Origin of the sequence: Pseudonocardia lacus, from assembly GCF_018531445.1 — a bacterium.
GTDB lineage: Bacteria > Actinomycetota > Actinomycetes > Mycobacteriales > Pseudonocardiaceae > Pseudonocardia > Pseudonocardia lacus.
Window position 1 is genome coordinate 1 of the sequence record NZ_JAHDTH010000166.1, and the last position, 18,581, is coordinate 18,581.

18 protein-coding genes are annotated in these 18,581 nt (G+C 73.4%); 8 read left to right on the forward strand and 10 right to left on the reverse strand.

Annotated elements, in window-relative coordinates; all coding sequences use genetic code 11:
* A partial coding sequence (locus tag KIK08_RS28185; protein ID WP_214406304.1) for a DUF349 domain-containing protein occupies positions 1 to 1,246 on the forward strand: 1,246 nt, incomplete at its 5' end.
* A 60-nt stretch (positions 1,247 to 1,306) separates the two neighbouring features.
* Here KIK08_RS28185 and KIK08_RS28190 read toward each other — a convergent pair.
* A complete protein-coding gene (locus tag KIK08_RS28190; RefSeq protein ID WP_214406305.1) occupies positions 1,307 to 1,804 on the reverse strand; it encodes an Rv2732c family membrane protein in 498 nt (165 codons plus the stop codon).
* The gene (miaB, locus tag KIK08_RS28195; protein WP_408004742.1) at positions 1,801 to 3,282 is read right to left on the reverse strand and encodes a tRNA (N6-isopentenyl adenosine(37)-C2)-methylthiotransferase MiaB; all 1,482 of its coding nucleotides are present in this window, start codon (positions 3,280 to 3,282) and stop codon (positions 1,801 to 1,803) included. Before miaB ends, KIK08_RS28190 begins: the two co-directional genes overlap by 4 nt.
* 95 nt (positions 3,283 to 3,377) lie before the next feature.
* Here miaB and KIK08_RS28200 point away from each other — a divergent pair, with 95 nt between their 5' ends.
* Positions 3,378 to 4,343 (forward strand): TAXI family TRAP transporter solute-binding subunit, encoded by a 966-nt coding sequence (locus KIK08_RS28200; RefSeq protein WP_308257939.1) that lies wholly within the window; start codon positions 3,378 to 3,380, stop codon positions 4,341 to 4,343.
* Here the strand turns inward: KIK08_RS28200 and KIK08_RS28205 are convergent.
* Both KIK08_RS28205 and KIK08_RS28210 read right to left on the reverse strand, forming a co-directional pair.
* A complete protein-coding gene (locus KIK08_RS28205; protein ID WP_214406306.1) occupies positions 4,319 to 5,740 on the reverse strand; it encodes a sensor histidine kinase in 1,422 nt (473 codons plus the stop codon). The genes KIK08_RS28200 and KIK08_RS28205 overlap by 25 nt on opposite strands.
* Positions 5,741 to 5,744: 4 nt before the next feature.
* Positions 5,745 to 6,461, reverse strand: coding sequence for a response regulator transcription factor (locus tag KIK08_RS28210; RefSeq protein WP_214406307.1), 717 nt, complete (start codon positions 6,459 to 6,461; stop codon positions 5,745 to 5,747).
* A gap of 180 nt (positions 6,462 to 6,641) precedes the next feature.
* Between KIK08_RS28210 and KIK08_RS28215 the strand changes: the two genes are divergently transcribed.
* The 4 genes from KIK08_RS28215 to KIK08_RS28230 all read left to right on the forward strand — a co-directional run bounded on the left by KIK08_RS28215 (position 6,642) and on the right by KIK08_RS28230 (position 10,019).
* Positions 6,642 to 7,370, forward strand: coding sequence for an amino acid ABC transporter ATP-binding protein (locus KIK08_RS28215; protein ID WP_214406319.1), 729 nt, complete (start codon positions 6,642 to 6,644; stop codon positions 7,368 to 7,370).
* A gap of 80 nt (positions 7,371 to 7,450) precedes the next feature.
* Positions 7,451 to 8,353: a glutamate ABC transporter substrate-binding protein gene (locus KIK08_RS28220; protein WP_214406308.1), complete on the forward strand. Its 903-nt coding sequence runs from the start codon at positions 7,451 to 7,453 to the stop codon at positions 8,351 to 8,353.
* Positions 8,354 to 8,448: 95 nt separating this feature from the next.
* Entirely contained in the window at positions 8,449 to 9,114 is a 666-nt protein-coding gene (locus tag KIK08_RS28225) for an amino acid ABC transporter permease (RefSeq protein WP_214406309.1), read from the forward strand.
* A complete protein-coding gene (locus tag KIK08_RS28230) occupies positions 9,111 to 10,019 on the forward strand; it encodes an amino acid ABC transporter permease (RefSeq protein ID WP_214406310.1) in 909 nt (302 codons plus the stop codon). The genes KIK08_RS28225 and KIK08_RS28230 overlap by 4 nt, the downstream gene beginning before the upstream one ends.
* Positions 10,020 to 10,065: 46 nt before the next feature.
* Here KIK08_RS28230 and KIK08_RS41940 read toward each other — a convergent pair whose 3' ends face one another.
* Both KIK08_RS41940 and KIK08_RS28240 read right to left on the reverse strand, forming a co-directional pair.
* Positions 10,066 to 12,048, reverse strand: coding sequence for a S9 family peptidase (locus KIK08_RS41940; RefSeq protein ID WP_214406311.1), 1,983 nt, complete (start codon positions 12,046 to 12,048; stop codon positions 10,066 to 10,068).
* 80 nt (positions 12,049 to 12,128) lie between these two features.
* Positions 12,129 to 12,464 (reverse strand): hypothetical protein, encoded by a 336-nt coding sequence (locus KIK08_RS28240; protein ID WP_214406312.1) that lies wholly within the window; start codon positions 12,462 to 12,464, stop codon positions 12,129 to 12,131.
* Between the two features lie 69 nt (positions 12,465 to 12,533).
* On the opposite strand from KIK08_RS28240, the gene KIK08_RS28245 reads away from it, so the two are divergent.
* Complete coding sequence (locus KIK08_RS28245) at positions 12,534 to 12,869, forward strand: hypothetical protein (RefSeq protein ID WP_250557968.1); 336 nt, start codon at positions 12,534 to 12,536, stop codon at positions 12,867 to 12,869.
* Between the two features lie 88 nt (positions 12,870 to 12,957).
* On the opposite strand, the gene KIK08_RS28250 is transcribed toward KIK08_RS28245, so the two are convergent.
* From KIK08_RS28250 to sdhC, 3 genes are all read right to left on the reverse strand, one after another.
* Positions 12,958 to 13,722, reverse strand: coding sequence for a succinate dehydrogenase/fumarate reductase iron-sulfur subunit (locus tag KIK08_RS28250; protein ID WP_214406313.1), 765 nt, complete (start codon positions 13,720 to 13,722; stop codon positions 12,958 to 12,960).
* Between the two features lie 70 nt (positions 13,723 to 13,792).
* Positions 13,793 to 15,760, reverse strand: a complete 1,968-nt coding sequence (locus tag KIK08_RS28255) for a fumarate reductase/succinate dehydrogenase flavoprotein subunit (protein ID WP_214406314.1) — start codon at positions 15,758 to 15,760, stop codon at positions 13,793 to 13,795.
* Between the two features lie 6 nt (positions 15,761 to 15,766).
* Positions 15,767 to 16,567: a succinate dehydrogenase subunit SdhC gene (gene sdhC / locus KIK08_RS28260; protein WP_214406315.1), complete on the reverse strand. Its 801-nt coding sequence runs from the start codon at positions 16,565 to 16,567 to the stop codon at positions 15,767 to 15,769.
* A 272-nt stretch (positions 16,568 to 16,839) separates the two neighbouring features.
* On the opposite strand from sdhC, the gene KIK08_RS28265 reads away from it, so the two are divergent.
* Positions 16,840 to 17,784 (forward strand): LysR family transcriptional regulator, encoded by a 945-nt coding sequence (locus KIK08_RS28265; RefSeq protein WP_214406316.1) that lies wholly within the window; start codon positions 16,840 to 16,842, stop codon positions 17,782 to 17,784.
* 88 nt (positions 17,785 to 17,872) lie between these two features.
* Here the strand turns inward: KIK08_RS28265 and KIK08_RS28270 are convergent.
* Positions 17,873 to 18,581: regulatory protein RecX (locus tag KIK08_RS28270; RefSeq protein WP_308257940.1), on the reverse strand; the 709-nt coding region annotated here is incomplete at its 5' end.

Below are 18,581 nucleotides of genomic sequence, written 5' to 3' on the forward strand. Positions count from 1 at the left end.
GCTCGCCCCGCAGCCCTCGCCCGTGCCCGCCGCGGAGTCCGACCCGGCCCGCTGGGGCCGCGTCGACGAGGACGGCACCGTCCACCTGGTCACCGCGGACGGCGAGCGGGCCGTCGGATCCTGGCAGGCCGGCGAGCCCGCCGAGGGGCTGGCGCACTTCGCCCGCCGCTTCGACGACCTGCGCGCCGAGGCGGAGCTGCTCGCCGCCCGCGTCACCGCGGGCGGCGACCCGAAGCAGACCCTGACCAGCGCCCGGGCCCTGCGCGATGGCCTGGACGAAGCGGCCGTGGTCGGCGACGTCGCCGGTCTGGCCGCCCGGCTCGACGAGATCGTGGCCGGCGCCGAGGCGGCGGTCGAGGTGGCCCGCTCCGCGCGCGAGGCGCAGCGCGCGGCCGCGGTCGCGCGCAAGGAGGCGCTGGCCGCCGAGGCCGAGGAGCTGGCCAACGAGGCCACCCAGTGGAAGCAGGCCGGCGACCGGTTCAAGGCGATCCTGGAGGAGTGGCGCACCATCCGCGGCATCGACCGCAAGGTCGACGAGCAGCTGTGGAAGCGCTTCTCCCGGGCCCGCGAGGCGTTCAACCGCCGCCGCGGCTCGCACTTCGCCGACCTCGACCGCCAGCGCGCCGGGGCCAAGGCCTACAAGCAGGAGCTGGTCAACGAGGCGGAGAAGCTCGTCGACTCCGACGACTGGGGCCCCACGGCGGCCCGCTTCCGCGACCTGATGGCCGAGTGGAAGGCGGCCGGGCGGGCCCAGAAGGACGCCGACGACGCGCTGTGGCAGCGGTTCCGCACCGCGCAGGACACCTTCTTCAACCGCCGCTCGTCGGTGTTCGCCGAGCGCGACGCCGAGTTCGCGGCCAACGCCGAGGCCAAGAAGGCGCTGCTGGTCGAGGCGGAGAAGATCGACGTCTCGGACCCGGGCGCCGCCAGGGCCGCGCTGCGGCTGGTGCAGGAGCGCTGGGAGCAGATCGGGAAGGTCCCCCGCGACGACATCCGCCCGCTGGAGGCCCGGCTGCGCGCGGTCGAGGAGCGGGTGCGCGAGGCCGCCGACCGCCAGTGGCGGCGCACCGACCCGGAGGCCGAGGCCAGGGTGGCGCAGTTCCGCGAGCGGGTGAACCAGTTCGAGGCGCAGGCCGAGAAGGCGCGCGCCGCGGGCGACCGCAGGCGCGCCGAGCAGGCCGAGGCCCAGGCCGCGACCTGGCGCGAGTGGCTGGCCACGGCCGAGCAGGCCGTCCAGCACCGCTGACCACTCCACCCCTCCCCGTCCCTCTCCGCCACGCGCGGCGGGGGGCAGGGTGGGCAGGGGTCAGCGGCGGATGGCGATGCGCGCCCAGCACACCGCCAGGACCAGGATCCCCAGTTCGGCCACCACGAGGCCGATGCCGGGGCCCGTCCCGCCGTCGGGCACGACGGTCTGCCGCGACCAGATCGCCCACACCCCGGTGACGACACCGATCCCGCTGCCGACCGCGCACAGCCAGGCCAGCGCCCACCAGCGCAGGACGAGGGTCAGCGCGGAGCCGAGCACGCCGATGCCGATCGCGATGAAGACGAACAGCCGCGGCAGCGGGCCGATCCACTCGGTGCCGGCCAGCACCGTCCAACCCGCTACCGCGCCGGTCCACGGCAGGACCAGGCCGATCAGCACGAGCACGACCCCGATCGAGACGCCCAGCGCCGTGGGGCCGGGGTCGACGCGGCGCTCCAGGGTGCGCTGGACGTCGCGGGCGTCGGCCAGTTCGGCGTCGAGGTCGGCGAGCTCGGGGGGCACCCGGTCGTCGTCCTCGTCCCGGCGCTCGCTCATGTCGCCTCCACCCCGCACGCCCCCGCGGCCGCGGGGGCCGGGGCCGGGGCGCCGAAGCCGGGCAGGCCGAGACCGGTGGGCGTGCCGCCCGGCCGGGTGCCCGCCTCGTGCAGGTCGCCGGCGCGGGTGCGCCGGTGCGACCGCAGCGGGCCGTCGGCGACCAGGTGGTGCGGTGCCCCGTAGCCGATCTCGACCTCGACCACGTCGCCCGGGCGCACCGCGGCGTCGCCCGGCGCGAAGTGCACGAGCCGGCCGTCGCGGGCCCGCCCGCTCAGCCGGCGGGTCTCGCTGTCCTTGCGGCCCTCCCCCGCGGCCACCAGCACCTCGACGACCCGGCCCTCCTGGGCGCGGTTGCCCGCCCAGGAGATCTCCTCCTGCACGGCGACCAGCCGCTCGTAGCGCTCCTGCACGACCGCCTTGGGCAGCTGGTCGGGCAGGGTCGCGGCCGGGGTGCCCGGGCGCGGGGAGTACTGGAAGGTGAACGCGCTGGAGAACCGGGCCTCGCGCACGACGTCCAGGGTCGCGGCGAAGTCGTCCTCGGTCTCGCCGGGGAAGCCGACGATGATGTCGGTGGTGATGGCGGCGTCGGGGATGGACGCGCGCACCTCGTCGAGGATCCCCAGGTAGCGCCGCGACCGGTAGGAGCGGCGCATCCGGCGCAGCACGTCGTCGGAGCCGGACTGCAGCGGCATGTGCAGCTGCGGGCAGGCGTTCGGGGTCTCGGCCATGGCGGCGATGACGTCGGAGGTGAAGTCGCGCGGGTGCGGCGAGGTGAACCGCACGCGCTCCAGGCCGGGCACGTCGCCGCAGGCGCGCAGCAGCTTCGCGAAGGCGCCGCGGTCGCCGGACTCGACGCCGTAGGCGTTGACGTTCTGCCCGAGCAGCGTCACCTCCAGCACGCCGTCGGCGGCCAGCGCCCGCACCTCGGCCAGGACGTCCTCGGGGCGGCGGTCGCGCTCCTTGCCGCGCAGCGCGGGCACGATGCAGAACGTGCACGTGTTGTTGCAGCCCACCGAGATCGACACCCAGCCGGCGTAGACCGACTCCCGCCGCGCCGGCAGCGTGGACGGGAACACCTCCAGCGACTCGGCGATCTCCACCTGGGCGGCGGCGTTGTGCCGGGCGCGCTCCAGCAGCACCGGCAGGGCGTGCACGTTGTGGGTGCCGAACACGACGTCCACCCACGGCGCCCGGCGGACGATCTCGGCGCGGTCCTTCTGGGCCAGGCAGCCGCCGACGGCGATCTGCATGCCCGGCCGGGACGTCTTGGCCGGGCGCAGGTGGCCGAGGTTGCCGTAGAGCCGGTTGTCGGCGTTCTCGCGCACCGCGCAGGTGTTGAACACGACGACGTCGGCGTCGTCCGTGCGGTCGGGCGGGACGCGGGTGTAGCCCGCGGCCTCCAGCAGGCCCGCCATCCGCTCGGAGTCGTGCACGTTCATCTGGCACCCGTAGGTGCGGATGGTGTAGCTGCGGCTCACCAGTCGAGGGTAGGCCGGTCGCTCGCGGTGGGGACGCGCGGGCCGGGCGGGCGGCGAGGTCGACCGCCGCGCCGCGGCACGGCAGGATCACACCGGTGCACAGTCGGCCGCTCGACCGGCGCGCGCTGCTGCGCGCGGGCGCGCTGCTGGGCGCGCTGGCGGCGCTGCAGGCGTGCACGGCGCCGTTCGCCGGTCAGCGCCTGCGCCTGGCGACCGGCTCCGAGCAGGGCGTCTACTACGCGCTGGGCACCGCGCTGGCCCGGGCGTGGCAGGACGGCCTGGGGTTGGTCGCCGCGCCGGAGGTCCAGTCCACCGCGGGCTCGGTCGACAACCTGACCCGGCTCGCCCTGGGCGACGTCGACGTGGGGATCAGCCAGATCGACGCGGCGGCCGACAAGCTGGAGCGCGCGCGGCCGGGCGACCCGCGGGCGCTGCGCGCGCTCGCCCGGATCTACGACGACGTCGTGCACCTGGTCGTGCCGGCGGATTCCCCGGTGCGTTCCCCCGCCGACCTGCGCGGTGCCCGGGTCGCGGTGGGCGCGCCCGACTCCGGGGTGTCGCTGGTCGCCCGCCGCCTGTTGGAGGTCTCCGGCCTGCGCCCCGGCGACGACCTGAGCGCCGAGCAGCTCGGGCTCGAAGAATCGCCGGCCGCGCTGGTCGCCGGCCGGCTCGACGCCCTGTTCTGGGTGGGCGGGCTGCCCACCCGGGGCATCACCGAGCTGGCCGAGCGGATGCCGATCCGGCTCGTCGACCTGCAGGACATCACCCGGCCGGTCCGCCAGGAGTACCTGGAGTACACGCCGCGGACGGTGCCGGTGGGCACCTACGGCATGACCGCCCCGGTGACCACGCTGCTGGTCCGCAACGTGCTGCTGGTGACCGCGGAGATGCCGGACGAACTGGCCGAGGCGCTGGTCCGCTCGATGTTCGACGCCCAGGCTGCGCTGGCCGAGGCGGCCCGGGCCGCGGTCACCATCGACCCGCGCTCGGCGATCGGGACCCAGCCGGTCGAGCTGCACCCCGGCGCGGTGCGGTTCTACCGGGCCGAGAAGGACGGCTGATCGACCTCGACCAGCCCGGCGGGCTCCCGCCGCAGGACCGCCACCACCCGCAGCCCGCCACCGGCCGGCAGCTCCAGGCGCAGTTCGCCGCCGCCCAGTTCGAGCGTGCGCGCGGCGATCGCCAGCCCGAGGCCGGAGCCCTCGACGTTGCTCTGCGCCGGGCTCCGCCAGAACCGGGCGGTGGCCCAGGTGAGTTCCTCGGGCGCGATGCCGGGGCCCGTGTCGCGCACCGCCACCTCGACCCGGTCGGCCGCGACCGTCGTGTGCACGGTGATCGTGCTGCCGGGCGGGGAGAACTTGACGGCGTTGTCGAGCACCGCGTCGAGCACGGTCTCCACCGCGCCGGCCGACGCGGAGGCGGTCAGCCCGCGCACGCCGCTGCGCACGAGGTCCAGCTCGGTGTGCTCGGCCAGCGGCCGCCACGCCTCGACCCGGTCGTCCACCGCGGCGTCGACGTCGATGCCGGTGACCGGCACCGTGCGCTCGGCCCTGGCCAGCGCCAGCAGCCCGTCGAGCAGCGTGGACAACCGCTCCGCCTCCTCCAGCGCCCCGAGGTGGTCGTCCACGGCCTCCGGGAGCACGTGGCCCTCGAGGTTGGACAGCCGGATCCGCAGCGCGGTCAGCGGGTTGCGCAGCTGGTGGCTGGCGTCGGCGACGAACGCACGTTGGGCGGCGTAGGCCTGGGTGACGGTCGCGGTCATCCGGTCGAAGGAGACCGACAGCCTGCGCAGCTCGGGCGGGCCGGTGCCGTCGGCGACCGGATCGGGGTCCTTGCCGGCCAGCACCGCGGCGGCCACCCGCCCGGTGCCCTCGTCGAGGCGGCGGACCGGGCGCAGGATCCAGCGCACGACCGGCAGCGCGCCCAGCACCCCGAGCGCCAGCGCGGCCAGCCCCGCCGCCAGCACCTCCGCCCACACCAGCAGGACCTGGCCGCGCATCGGGTCGGTGGGCGAGACCGTCACCACCGCGCCGGCCACGTCGCCGTCGACCAGCACCGGTTCGGCGAGCACCATCGGCTGGTCGTTCCACGGCGCGAGCAGCGGGTACGGCTCCGAGCGGCGACCGCCCAGCGCCAACTGGACGCGGCGCTGCGCGTCCTCGTCCAACTCCGGGCGCGACGACCGCGAGATGGCGACGACCTCCTCGTTGCGGTCGAGGACGATCACGGCGATCCCGAACACCCGGTCGTACTGGGTCATGTCGGACCGCAGTCCGGCGGTGTCGGCGTCGGTGATGGACCGCACGGCGAGCGAGGCGAAGGAGATCGTGTCGGTCAGCCGGTCGATGAACAGCCGCTGCTGGCGGGCCTGGGCGTCCGACAGCGCCAGCGGCACGCCCAGGCCGGCGGCCAGCAGCCCGACCAGGACCAGCACGATCACCAGCAGCCGGGAGCGCACGGGGCTAGTCTCCCCCGCCCGGGGCGGGCGGATCGGGCTCGACCGGCGTGTCGGGCAGCCCCAGCCGGTACCCGACGCCGCGCACCGTCTGCACGAGCTCCGGGCGTCCCAGCTTGGTGCGCAGCGTGGCCACGTGCACGTCCAGCGTCCGGTTGGCGCCGGCCCAGGTCCGGCCCCACACCTCGGCCACGATCCGGCTGCGCGTGCACACCGCGCCCTTCGCCGCGGCCAGCAGCGCCAGCACCTGGAACTCCTTGCGGGTCAGGTTGACCGCGGCGCCGGCGACGGTGACGGCGTGGCGCCCGAGGTCGATGCTCACGTCGGCGACCACGACGAGGTCCCCGCCCGCGGCGGCGTCGGGCGCGGTGACCCGCCGCCTGCGGTGCACGGCGTGCACCCTGGCCAGCAGCTCCCCCACGTCGTAGGGCTTGACCAGGTAGTCGTCGGCGCCGGAGTGCAGGCCCAGTATCCGGTCGTCGACCTCGCCGCGGGCCGACACCACGATCACCGGCACCTCGCTGACCTCGCGGATCGCCCGGCAGACGTCCACCCCGTCGATGTCGGGCAGTCCGAGGTCGAGCAGCACGACGTCGACCCCGGCGAGGTGGTCGACCGCACCGCGGCCCCGGGCCAGCCTCGTGGTGGTCATGCCGTGGCGGTGCAGCGCGGGCCGCAGCGCCGCCGCGATCCGGTCGTCGTCCTCGACCAGCAGGATGTGCATCCCGCCCCCCAATCCGGCCGTGTCCGGTCCGCGCGCCCGACCGAGGTGATCTCCCCACCCGGCCGCGCACAGCGTTATACGACGGAAACCCTATGGGTAGCTCAAGGTGCTGGACTGGGGTGTCCGATTCGCCCTAGCGTGCCTGGCCATGCGCGGAGGACCCAGATGACCGAAGCCCCGATGATCCGGATGGTGTCCGTCGACAAGCACTTCGGCGAGCTGCACGTCCTGCGCGACATCAACCTGGAGGTGGCGGCGGGGCAGGTCGTGGTCGTCCTCGGGCCGTCGGGCTCGGGCAAGTCCACCCTGTGCCGGACCATCAACCGACTGGAGCCGGTCGACAGCGGCACCATCGAGGTCGACGGCCAGCGGCTGCCGGAGGAGGGCAAGGCCCTCGCCGGCCTGCGCGCCGACGTCGGCATGGTGTTCCAGAGCTTCAACCTCTTCGCCCACAAGACGATCCTGCAGAACGTCACCCTCGCCCCGATGAAGGTGCGGCGGACCTCCAAGGCCGACGCGGAGAAGGCCGGGATCGCGCTGCTGGAGCGGGTCGGCATCGCCAACCAGCGCGACAAGTACCCGGCCCAGCTCTCCGGCGGCCAGCAGCAGCGGGCGGCCATCGCCCGGGCGCTGGCGATGAAGCCGAAGGTGATGCTGTTCGACGAGCCGACCTCCGCGCTCGACCCGGAGATGGTCAACGAGGTCCTCGACGTGATGACCACGCTGGCCAAGGAGGGCATGACGATGCTCGTGGTGACCCACGAGATGGGCTTCGCACGGCGCGCGGCCAACCGCGTCGTGTTCATGTCCGACGGCGAGATCGTCGAGGACGCCGATCCGGAGGCGTTCTTCACCGCGCCCCGCTCCGATCGGGCCAAGGACTTCCTCGGCAAGATCCTCACCCACTGAGACCCCTACCGCGCGGCGTCAGCCGCGCCTGCCTCGACCCACCGGTCGGACAGCACCGCTCCAGGAAGGACCCTTTCTCCATGCGTCTCTCACGCATCACCCGAATCGCCGCGGCGGGCGCCGCGGCGGCGATGGTGCTCACCGCCACGGCGTGTGGCAACCAGACCGAGCTGGGCGGTAGCGGCGCTCCCGCCCCGACCGTCGCCGAGGAGACCTCCTTCGAGGCCGGCACGACCATGGCCGAGCTGAACCAGGCCGGCACGCTGCGCGTGGGCACCAAGTTCGACCAGCCGCTGTTCGGCCTGAAGGGCCTCGACGGCAACCCGGTCGGCTTCGACGTCGAGATCGCCAAGCTGATCGCCGCGAAGCTGGGCATCGCGGCCGACAAGATCACCTACACCGAGACCCCGTCGCGGATCCGCGAGGACGTCATCGTCAACGACCAGGTGGACATCGTGGTGGCCACCTACACGATCAACGACGCCCGCAAGGAGAAGATCACCTTCGCGGGGCCGTACTACCAGGCCGGCCAGGACATCATGGTCGCCGCCGACAACACCACGATCACCGGACCGGACACGCTGCGCCCGAACAACGCGCGGGTCTGCTCGGTGACCGGCTCCACCCCGGCCAAGAAGCTGGAGGAGTACGTCGACCCGGCCAACATCGTGCTGTTCGACGTGTACTCCAAGTGCGCCGACGCGCTGCGCAACGGCCAGGTCGAGGCGGTCAGCACCGACAACGTCATCCTGCTCGGCCTGATCGAGGCCAGCCAGGGCGCGTTCAAGCTGGTCGGCAACCCCTTCACCGAGGAGCCCTACGGCATCGGCATCACGAAGGGCGACGTGCAGTTCTGCGAGTTCATCAACGAGACGCTGCAGGAAGCGAGCTCCGACGGCGCCTACAAGGCCGCCTGGGACGCGACCGCGGGCAAGGTCCAGCCCGAGGCCCCGACCCTGCCGACCGCCGACACCTGCAGCTGAGCCGGTAGCGCGGCACCACCCTCCGATCGGGACACCGGCCGCCCACGCGCGGCCGGTGTCCCGTCCCGTGCTCGCCACCAGTCGGGAGACATGAGTTGGACGCACTGATCGCGGAGTTCCCGCGGTTCGTCAGCGGCTTCCTCGGGACGCTGCGCCTGTGCCTGTTCGCGGCGATCGGCGCGCTCCTGCTGGGCACGCTGCTGGCCGCCTTCCGGGTGTCCCCGGTACCCCCGCTGCGCTGGGTGGGCACGTCCTGGGTCACGGTGTTCCGCAACTCCCCGCTGGTGGTGGTGCTGTTCCTGTTCGCCTTCGGCCTCCCGCAGGTCGGGGTGGTCTTCCCGACCTTCGGCGGCAACGCGTTCTTCTGGCCCGGCGTGGCCGGGCTGTCCGCCTACACCGCCGCGTTCGTCTGCGAGGCGGTGCGCTCGGGCATCAACTCGGTGCCGGCGGGCCAGGCCGAGGCCGCCCGCGCGGTCGGGCTGACCTTCCAGCAGACCCTGGGCGCCGTGGTGCTCCCGCAGGCGCTGCGCACGGTCGTCCCGCCGCTGGGCAGCGTGATGATCGCAATGATCAAGAACTCGGCGATCGTCGGCGCGTTCGGCGTCACCGGCGAACTGTTCTCCGTCGACGGTGCGCTCACGGCCGCCGGCTACTCGGCGCTGTCGAGCCTGGGCGGCGTGGCCATCGCCTACCTGGCGATCACCATCCCGGCCGGGATCGGGCTGGGCTGGCTGGAGCGGAAGATCGAGGTCAAGCGATGAGTTCCGTTCTGTACGACGCGCCCGGCCCCCGGGCTCGGCGCAACACGCTGATCGGCACCGTCATCGCCGTGGCGCTGCTGCTCGTCCTGGTCGTCTTCGCCTTCATCCAGCTGGGCGAGAACGGCCAGCTCGACGGCGAGAAGTGGGGCCCGGCGTTCAACCCGGCCAACCAGTACTTCGTCGCCACCTGGAGCGCGCTGAGCACCGGCCTGATCAACACCGTCGTCGCCGCCGCGCTGACGCTCGTCCTCGCGCTGGCCATCGGCACCGCGCTGGCGGTGGCCCGGATCTCCAGCTCGCGGGCCTACCGCTGGCTCGTGGTCGGGATCATCGAGCTGTTCCGCGGCCTGCCGGTGGTCATCACGATCTTCCTGGCCGCCCGCGTGCTGCCCGAGTTCGGCATCTCGCTGCCCCCGCTGTGGTACCTGGTCATCGGCCTGACCGCGTACAACTGCGTGATCATCGCCGAGATCGTGCGGGCCGGGGTGAACGCGCTGCCGCGCGGGCAGTCCGAGGCCGCCTACGCGGTGGGCCTGACCCGCTTCCAGGTGCTGCGCATCATCCTGCTCCCGCAGGCCTTCCGGATCATGCTGCCGGCACTGATCAGCCAGCTGGTGGTGATCGTCAAGGACACCTCGCTGGGCTTCGTGATCTTCGGCTTCTCCGAGTTCGTGCGCACCGCCAACACCGTCATCCAGTTCTTCGGCGGCCAGGAGGGCATCGCCCTGCCGCTGCAGATGTACATCGCGGTGGCGCTGGTCTTCATCCTCATCAACTACGGGCTGAGCAAGCTCGCCGAGTACGTCCAGCGCCGCACGGCCAGGGCCGGGCGCGCCGCGCGGAAGAAGGACGCCCCGCCGCCCAAGGAGCTCACGCCGGTCGGCACCGCCGGCGCGATCGTCTGACCCGCACCGACGGCGACGTCGCGCTACCCGCCCCCGTCCGACGGGGTCAGAGGTTCTCCAGCACCACCGGCTCGATGCCCTCCTCGGCCGGGAGCTCGAACCCGAGCACCCGGCCGTAGAAGCTCAGCTCGGCCTCCAGCGCGCGCCGGATGTTCTCCGCCCGCCGGAAGCCGTGCTGCTCGCCCTCGAACAGCAGGTAGCCCACCGGGATGCCGCGCTCGCGCAGCGCGGCCACGATGACCTCGCTCTGCGCGGGCGGCACGATCTCGTCCTCGCTGCCCTGCAGCACCAGCAGCGGGCGGCGCAGCCGGTCGACCTGGTGGATGGGCGAGCGGGCCACGTAGACGTCGCGGGCCTGCGGGTAGGGCCCGACGAGCCGGTCGAGGTAGCGGCTCTCGAACTTGTGCGTGTCGGCGGCCAACGCCTCCAGGTCGGCCACCCCGAAGTGGCTGGCGCCCGCGGCGAACCGGGTGTCCTCGCGGGCCAGCGCGGCCAGCGTGGTGTAGCCGCCGGCCGAGCCGCCGCGGATGCACAGCCGCTCGGGATCCACCCGGCCCTGCTTGGCCAGCCACGCCGCGGCGGCCAGGCAGTCGGCCACGTCGATGACGCCCCACTGGCCGAGCAGCTGGTCGCGGTACTCGCGGCCGTAGCCGGTGGAGCCGCCGTAGTCGACGTCGACCACGGCGAAGCCGCGGCTGGTCCAGAACTGCACGCCGAGGCTGAGCACCGGGCGGGCCGAGGACGTGGGGCCGCCGTGGATCATCACCAGCAGCGGGGGCAGCTCGCCGGCCGCCCCGGTCCGCTCCGGGTTGGTGGGCGGGTAGTACAGCCCGTGCGCGTTGCGGCTCGCACCGTCGGCGTCCACCGAGCCGAACGTGATCGCCTCGGGCACCGACAGGTACGCCGGGTCGATGCCGAGGTCGCGCGGCGGGCGCAGGGTCGTCACGCGCGGGGCGGGCGCGTCGGCGGCGCCCGGCTCGACCGGCAGGTCGATGCGGTGCACGCCGTCCTCGGCCGTGGGGCTGCCGGCCACCACCGCCAGCGCGCCGCCGGGCAGCGCGTGGACCTGGTCGACCGCGGAGAACCCGACGTCGAGGTCGGTGACGGTGCCGTCGGCACCGCGCACGGAGAGGGTGTCGTAGCCGGCGTTGCGCCGGGCGAACGCCACCGCGCCGTCGGCCAGGAAGGCGTAGCGCGCCGACCCGAGCACCCAGTTCGGCACGCCGATCTCGCCGCGGCCCTCCACCACCGGCTCGATGTCGGCCCCCGAGACCCACCGGTACAGCGTCCACCACTGCGTGCGGTCGCTGAGGAACCACAGCGAGCCGTCCGGGTGCCAGCGCGGCTCGGACACCGACTCGTCGCGGCCCCCGGCGACCACCGTGTCCTCGCCGGTGGCCAGGTCGCGCACCACCAGCTCGGTCGAGTCCCACGGCATCGACGGGTGGTCCCACTGCACCCAGGCCAGCGTCCTGCCGTCCGGCGACAGCCGCGGCGCTGCGACGAAGTCGGGCCCGGTGACCAGCACCTCGGGTTCGGACGGCGCGTCCGCGGACAGCCGCACGACCTCGTTGCGCACGTCGGTCGCCGACGGGCCGGTGTGGCGCTCGCGCACGCAGACGAAGGTGCGGCCGTCGGGGTCGGGATCGCCGTCGGCGTAGCGGTCGCCGCGCGGGCGCTCGGGCTCGGCCGTCAACGGCTCGGGTGTGCCGCCCGCGGCGAGCCGGTGGAGCCGCTGGTCGGTCCACTCGCTGAACCAGGTGACGCCGCCGCGGACCCACCAGCCCGCGCCGCCGTACTCGTGCACGGCGGTGCGGGCGCTCATGCCCTCGGGCAGCAGGTCGGTGGTGGTGCCGTCGGCGGCCCGGCGCACCAGCTGGGTGCGCCCGCCCTCCGCCGGCCTGCCCTCGGCCCACACCAGGTCGTCGCCGTCGACCGCGAGCTCGCCGAGCCGCACCGCGGCGGTGACGACGAGGTCGGCGGTGATCGGGGTGGGCCAGGAGCCGTACGGGGCGGGGGTGGGTGCCACGGGATGCACGTTAGTGCCGTGCGGGTGTCGCACAGCAGTGCCGTGCGGCCGTGTCACGCGTCATGCGCCGGGCCGCGTGCTCACCGCCGCCCGGCCCGGCGCGGGGTGCGCAGGGCCGTCCACAGCAGCCCGGCGGCCTCGCGGGCCCCGCGCGGGCGCAGCACCGGCAGCACGCCCAGCGCCCCGGTCAGGCCGTACCACCAGCGGACCGTGCCGTCGCCGCGGACGGTGCCCAGCGCCGGGGTCGCGCAGGCCGACACGGCCGGCCGCAGCCCCGGGTGCTCCGCGGCCAACCCCGGGTCGCGGCACGACCGCACGCGCACCGGTACGCGCACCAGCTCGGGGAGCTCGCGGGCGATGGCCGAGCAGTTGGGGCACTCCACGTCGTAGACCACGACGAGCCCGACGATCCGCACCCGGCCAGCGTGGCACAGTGAGGAGGGACGACGCAGTGGGCGTGCACGCGCCCGACACGGGGAGGCGACATGACCGACGGTCCGCAGCCGGCCGACCGGCCCGAGCAGACGGCGCCCGACGCCGCGACCGACGGCGAGGTCGTCGACGCCGAGGTGGTGTCGCCGGTGCCGGCCCTGCCGTCGGAGGTGCCCGCCCCGCCGCCCAGCTTCGACTACGACGAGCGCGGGGTACCCACCCTCGACTACGTCCGCGACAAGATCGAGGGCCGCTACGCCACCGGCATCGGCGCCGCCGAGCTCACCGGGGAGAGCGCCGCCGGGCGCACCATCGAGCAGCAGGAGGCCGAGCGCGCCGACAAGGCCAAGGCCAAGCTCGACGAGATCCGCCGCTCACTGGGCCTCTGAGCCGCCCCGACGACGACCGGGCACACGACGACGACAGGGCCCCCCGCCGGTGCGGCGGGGGGCCCTGAGCGTCAGCGCGAGGGTGCGATCAGCTCTTGGCCGACTTCCGGCCGATGCCGATCTTGTTGCCCAGCCACACCAGCGGGTCGTACTTCCGGTCGACGACGCGCTCCTTGAGCGGGATCAGCGCGTTGTCGGTGATCTTGATGTGCTCGGGGCAGACCTCGGTGCAGCACTTGGTGATGTTGCAGTACCCGAGGCCGTGCTCCTCCTGGGCGGCTTCCTTGCGGTCGGCCGCGTCCAGCGGGTGCATGTCCAGCTCCGCGATCCGCATCAGGTAGCGCGGGCCGGCGAAGTTCTCCTTGTTCTCCTCGTGGTCGCGGACCACGTGGCAGGTGTTCTGGCACAGGTAGCACTCGATGCACTTGCGGAACTCCTGGCTCCGCTCGACGTCGACCTGGGCCATCCGGTACTCACCGGGCGCGACGCCCTCCGGCGGCGCGAACGACGGGACCTCGCGGGCCTTCGTGTAGTTGAACGACACGTCGGTCACGAGGTCGCGGATCACCGGGAAGGTGCGCAGCGGGGTGACCGTGATGACCTCGTCCTCGTCGAAGGTGGACATCCGGGTCATGCAGGCCAGCCGCGGCTTGCCGTTGATCTCGACGCTGCACGAGCCGCACTTGCCGGCCTTGCAGTTCCAGCGCACGGCCAGGTCCTGGGCCTCGGTCTGCTGCAGCCGGTGGATGATGTCGAGGACGACCTCGCCCTCGTTCACCAGCACCGGGTAGTCGACGAGCTCGCCCTTGTCCGAGTCGCCGCGCCAGACGCGGAAGTGCTGGTCGTGGCTCATCGTTCTCCCTCGCTGCGCTCGGTCGACGCTTCGCGAGACGCTGTGTTGAATGATTCGCTCGCAGGCTCGCTCATGCCTTCGCTCCCTTGTCGAGGCCCTGGTCGGCGCGGTGGCCGCCGATCTCCTCGCCGGTGTAGTACTTCTTCAGCTCGTCGAGCTCGAACAGGTCCAGCAGCTCCGGCCGCATCGGCACCTGCTCCTGGCGCACCAGCTCGACGTTGTCCTCGCCCAGCGCCGACAGCACCAGCAGCACGTGCCGCCAGTCGGCGTCCATCACCGGGAAGTCGTCGCGGGTGTGCCCGCCGCGGCTCTCCTGGCGCTCCAGCGCCGCCTTCGCCACGCACAGCGAGACCAGCAGCATGTTGCGCAGGTCGAGGGCGAGGTGCCAGCCGGGGTTGAACTCCCGGTGGCCCTCCACGGTGACCGTCCTGGTCCGCACCGCGAGGTCCTGCAGCGCCTTGAGCGCCTGCTCCATCTCGTCGGCCTTGCGGATGATGCCGACCAGGTCGTTCATCGTCTTCTGCAGCTCCAGCTGCACGACGAACGGGTTCTCCCCGCCCTCGGTGGCGCTGGAGAACGGCAGCAGCGCGCGCTTGACCGCCTCGTCGACGTCGGCCTCGGCGACCGCCGGGCGGACGTCGACGAGCGCGTCGACGTAGGCCGCGGCGCCCGCACCCGACCGGCGGCCGAAGACCAGCAGGTCGGACAGCGAGTTGCCGCCCAGCCGGTTGGAGCCGTGCATGCCGCCGGCCACCTCACCGGCCGCGAACAGCCCGGGCACCAGCGACATCGCGGTGTCCGGGTCGACCTCGACGCCGCCCATCACGTAGTGGCAGGTCGGGCCGACCTCCATCGGCTCCTTGGTGATGTCGACGTCGGCCAGCTCCTTGAACTGGTGGTACATCGACGGCAGCCGCTTCTGGATCTCCTCGGCCGACAGCCGGGAGGCGATGTCGAGGAACACACCGCCGTGCGGGCTGCCCCGGCCGGCCTTGACCTCGGAGTTGATGGCGCGGGCCACCTCGTCGCGGGGCAGCAGCTCCGGCGGGCGCCGGTTGTTGTCCGCGTCGGTGTACCAGCGGTCGCCCTCCTCCTCGGTGGTGGCGTACTGCTCCTTGAACACGTCCGGGATGTAGTCGAACATGAACCGCTTGCCCTCGGAGTTGCGCAGCACCCCGCCGTCACCGCGGACCGACTCAGTGACCAGGATCCCCTTCACCGACGGCGGCCAGACCATGCCCGTCGGGTGGAACTGCAGGAACTCCATGTTGATCAGGGTCGCGCCAGCGCGCAGGGCCAGCGCGTGGCCGTCGCCGGTGTACTCCCAGGAGTTCGAGGTGACCTGGTAGCTCTTGCCCACGCCGCCGGTGGCCAGCACGACCGCCGGGGCGTCGAACCGGACGAACTTGCCGGTGCTGCGGTAGTAGGCGAAGCAGCCCGCGATGCGGCCGTCGGTCTTGAACAGCTCGGTGACCGTGGTCTCGTGGAAGACCCGGATGTGCGACTCGTAGTCGCCGGTGGCCTTGAAGTCGTCCTGCTGCAGCGAGACGACCTTCTGCTGCAGGGTCCGGATCATCTCCAGGCCGGTGCGGTCGCCGACGTGGGCCAGCCGCGGGTAGGTGTGCCCGCCGAAGTTGCGCTGGCTGATCTTGCCGTCCTTGGTGCGGTCGAACAGCGCGCCGTAGGTCTCCAGCTCCCAGACGCGGTCCGGGGCCTCCTTGGCGTGCAGCTCGGCCATGCGCCAGTTGTTGAGGAACTTCCCGCCGCGCATGGTGTCGCGGTAGTGGACCATCCAGTTGTCGTTGGGGTTGACGTTCCCCATCGACGCCGCGCACCCGCCCTCGGCCATGACCGTGTGCGCCTTGCCGAACAGCGACTTGGAGATGATGGCGACGCGCTTGCCCAGCAGGCGGGCCTCGATCGCGGCGCGCAGGCCCGCGCCGCCCGCGCCGATGACGACCACGTCGTAGTCGTGCCGCTCGATCTCCGCGGCGGCGGCCTCGGCCTCGACGGCCGGGCTCTCGATCGGATCAGTCATGTCAGATCACCCCACGATCCGCAGGTCGGAGATCCACCCGGCCGAGACGGCCATGATGTAGAAGTCCGTGAAGGCCAGAGTTCCCAGTGTGATCCAGGCGAACGTCGCGTGCCTGGTGTTCAGGCGCGAGACGAAGCCCCATGCCTTGTAGCGCATCGGGTGCTTGGAGAAGTGGTTCAACCGCCCGCCGATGATGCTGCGGCACGAGTGGCACGACAGCGAGTACGCCCACAGGAACACCACGTTGACGATCAGGATGATGTTGCCCAGGCCCAGCCCGAAGCTGCCGTCGGCCTTGACGAACGCCAGGATCGCGTCGTAGGTGTTGATCAGCGCGATCGCCGTGGCGATGTAGAAGAAGTACCGGTGCAGGTTCTGCATGAGCAGCGGGAACCGCGTCTCACCGGTGTACTTGGCGTGCGGCTCGGCCACGGCGCAGGCCGGCGGCGACAGCCAGAAGGCCCGGTAGTAGGCCTTGCGGTAGTAGTAGCAGGTCAGCCGGAACAGCAGCAGGAACGGCAGCGACACCGCCGCGTAGGGCAGCCACCAGACGTCGGGCAGGAACTGGCCGAAGTGCGACGCCTCCGGCACGCAGCCCACCGACACGCACGGCGAGTAGAACGGCGTCAGGTAGTTGTACTCGGCGACGAAGTAGTCGCGCTGCAGGAACGACCGCACGGTGGCGTAGGCGACCCACGCGACGAAGGCGACGAAGGTGGTCAGCGGTGGCAGCCACCACCGGTCCGTGCGGAGCGTCCGCGCCGCGATCTGCGCCCGGCCGGCGGACGCGTCTGTGGTGGAGGACACGTCAGAGAACCTCGTTCTTGTGGTCCGGCGCCGGACTTGCCCCGACTCGCCGGGTGTTTCGATTGTGGGCGGACTCTACGACCAGCGCGACCGATCCGCGGGGCGGGGCCGAGCAGCGGGCCGGCGGGCGGATCGCCGGCGCCCGCCCTGGTCAGAGGCGTACGTGCCCGGCTGTCACCACTCGTGGGGCCAGCTTGGCGCGAGCATGACGGCTGCGCACCGAACCGTCCAATGCATCGGATGGGCCTACTCGATGCACGTACGCTATGCGGGTGACGCTACAGCAGCTCGCGTACTTCGTGGCCGTGGCCGACGTGCGCAGCTTCACTCGCGCCGCGGAGCTCGTCGGGGTCGCCCAACCCACACTGTCCCGGCAGCTCAGGGCCCTGGAGGACGAGCTGGGCGCGCCGCTGGTCGACCGCGGCGGGCGCAACGGGCCGGTGCTGACCCCCGCCGGGGAGGCCGTGCTCCCCCTCGCCCGGCGCATGTTGGCCGATGCCGACACGGCGCGCACCGCGGTCGCCGAGATCGTCGGCCTGCGCGGTGGGCGGGTGCGGGTCGGCGCCACCCCGTCGCTGTGCATCGGCGTGCTGGCCGACGTCCTGCGGGTCTTCCACACCCAGCGGCCGGGGATCTCGCTGGAGCTGGTCGAGGACGGGTCGCCGCCGCTGGTGCGCACCCTGACGCGCGGCGAGCTCGACATCGCGCTGGTCATCGTGCCCCCGGGCGGGGTCGACCCGGCCCTGCACATCACGCCGCTGCTGCGCGAGCGGCTGTCGGTGGCCTCCCCCGCCGCGCAGCCTGCCCCGTCGGGGCGCGGCTCGCTGACCGTGCGCGAGCTGTCCCGCCGCCAGCTCGTCGTCCCGCGCCAGGGCTACGACCTGCGCGAGGTCGTGCAGCGGGCCTTCGCCGACGCCGAGGTGACACCCCGGTACGCGGTGCAGGGCGGCGAGATGGACGCGGTGCTGCGCCTGGTCGAGGCGGGCACCGGGGTGGCCGTGGTGCCCGACCTGGTGTTCGCCGGGCGCCCCCGGCTGCGGCGCACCGTGCTCACGCCGGCGCTGTACCGCACGGTCGCGCTGGCCCGCCGGGCCGACCTGACCCCGACGCACGCGGTGCGGGCGTTCCGGGAGACGCTGCTGTCGTTCCTGGCCGAGCTGTCGGCCGGCAACGGCCTGCCCGGCGACGTCCAGGTGCTGCACCGCCCCGACCACTGACACCCGCCTCTCACCCGAGCGACCAGCGGACGAGAGCGGCTCTCGTCCAACCCAGCCGGACGAGCGCGGCTCTCGTCCAACTCCCGGGTCAGTCCTCGGGTGGGGGTTCGTCGCCGAGTTCCTCGTCGGCGCCGTGCTCGGCCAGCGCCGCGCGCACCACGCCGTACGCGACGCCGGCACCGTAGCCCTTGCGGGCGAGCATGCCGACCAGCCGGCGGGCCGCGGTGGTGCGGTCGTCGGGGCCGGTCAGCGCCATCGTGCGCAGCTTCTTGTCGACGAGCTGGCGGGCGCGCCGCTCCTCGGCCTCGCCGTCGACCTCGGCCAGCGCCTCCCCGGCGATCTCGTCGTCGACGCCCTTGCGGCGCAGCTCGGCCGCGATGGCCCGGCGGCCGAGCCCGCGGTAGCGGTGCCGGGAGCGCACCCACTGACCGGCGAACGCGGTGTCGTCGATCAGGCCGACCTCGTCGAAGCGTCCGAGCACCTGGTCGGCCGCGTCGTCGGGCACGCCCTTGCGGCGCAGCGCCTGGGCCAGCTCGTGGCGGGTGCGGGCGCGGTCGGTGAGCAGGCGCAGGCAGATCTCCTTGGCCACGGCCACCGGATCGGCGTCGGGGTCGAGCCCGGCGGGCGCGCGGGCGCGCCCCGCCCCGTCGGCGCGCCCGACCCGTCGGTCCGACCGCCGCGATCCGGAGGCGGCCCGGTCGACGCCGGAACCGTCGTCCGGGGAGGCCCGGTCGAGAGCTACGTCATCAGGAGCCGCGTCGTCGGCGGCCGGCTCCGGCGGCCGGCGCGCCCGGGTC